This window comes from Marinimicrobium sp. UBA4509 (assembly GCF_002388575.1).
In the GTDB taxonomy this organism is placed as follows: domain Bacteria; phylum Pseudomonadota; class Gammaproteobacteria; order Pseudomonadales; family Cellvibrionaceae; genus Marinimicrobium; species Marinimicrobium koreense.
Genome location: NZ_DGMV01000060.1, coordinates 128,984 through 129,665, shown reverse-complemented (window position 1 = coordinate 129,665; position 682 = coordinate 128,984). Strand labels below are relative to the sequence as shown.

The 682-nt window shown below is 57.9% G+C and carries 1 protein-coding gene; it reads left to right on the top strand.

Translation table 11 applies throughout. The features are described from left to right. Window positions 1–90: 90 nt before the first annotated feature. Window positions 91–682, top strand: a 592-nt coding sequence (locus tag B3520_RS11900) for a family 43 glycosylhydrolase (protein WP_286876122.1), incomplete at its 3' end; no start/stop codon positions are given.

Genomic DNA, 682 nt, shown 5'->3' with positions numbered 1-682 from the left:
CTTATCCGCCCTACGCCAACTGCGGCATCCGCCATAACCGCCTCGATTTAATGAATACCATGTTGCCATGACAACACCCTGGAGAGAACAATGACCGAACTGCTCACCCCTCTGATCGAACAACGCGCCGATCCCTATATCCACAAACACACCGACGGCTATTATTATTTCACCGCCTCGGTGCCGGCCTACGACCGGCTGGAGCTGCGTCGGGCCAAAACCATTGCCGAGCTGCCTGACGCGGAGCGCGTGGCCGTCTGGCACAAGCCGGATACAGGCCCGTTCAGCGAATTGATCTGGGCACCGGAAATCCATTTCAATCAGGGGGCTTGGTACATCTACTTCGCGGCGGCACCGACCCGGGAAATCAAAGACGGGCTGTTCCAGCATCGCATGTACGTGGTCAGCACCGACGCCGCTAACCCGCTCGAAGGTGAGTGGACCGAACCCAAGCAGATCGACACCGGCATGGATACCTTCTGTCTGGATGCCACAACGTTTACCCATAAAGACCAACTCTACTACGTCTGGGCACAAAAGCAGAACGGCATTCCGGGTAACTCCAATCTGTATATCGCCCCGATGGACACACCCGATGCCATCGCCGGCGAACCGGTACTGCTGACCATCCCCGAGCTGGAGTGGGAAACCCGTGGCTTTATGGTCAACGAAGGGCCCGCCG